Below are 770 nucleotides of genomic sequence, written 5' to 3' on the forward strand. Positions count from 1 at the left end.
CCGTCACCGTGGCGGAGGACTCCGAGCCGACCATCAGCGTGCCGGACACGAGTCCGGGTACCGCCGGTGGCCAGTTCAGCGTCAGCGAGTCGGGCCTTGAGGGGGGCAGCGCCGAGGGCAGCAACAGCCAGACCACCACCGGGACGCTCGCCATCACCACCGGTGGCGACACCCTGCAGTCGCTGGTGATCAACGGCGTTAACGTCACCGCCGGTGGCACGGTGACCGGTGACTACGGCACCTTGACCGTGACTGAAATCGACGGCGAATACAGCTGGTCCTACACGCTGGACGGCAACACCGAAGACCACACGGAACAGGGCACCGGGGCCGATGGCCTGCAGGATGCCTTCGCGATCACCGTGACCGACAGCGATACGGATACGGCGGAATCGAGCCTGACCATCCAGGTACAGGACGACGTGCCGACGGCGGTCGATGACGCCACCGAGACCGCGGAAGACACCGCGGTGACGTATGACGTCTTCGCCAACGACGAGGCCGGCGCGGATGGTGCAAGCCTGACCGGGGCCACGCTGCGTGACCCGAGCCAGGGCAGCGTCGCGATCGATACCGACACCGGCGAGGTCACCTTTACCCCGGCCGATGGCTTCGAAGGCGATGCGGTGATCGACTACACCATCACCGATGGTGACGGCGACACCAGTGACGCGGTCTTTACCGTCACCGTGGCGGAGGACTCCGAGCCGACCATCAGCGTGCCGGACACGAGTCCGGGTACCGCCGGTGGCCAGTTCAGCGTCAGCGAG

1 protein-coding gene is annotated in these 770 nt (G+C 66.8%); it reads left to right on the plus strand.

What is annotated here, in order from left to right; translation table 11 throughout:
- The coding region (locus ACUN9Y_RS22105) for an Ig-like domain-containing protein (RefSeq protein ID WP_445462904.1) at window positions 1–770 on the plus strand (770 nt) is incomplete at both ends.

The organism is Halomonas sp. V046 (genome assembly GCF_052645355.1).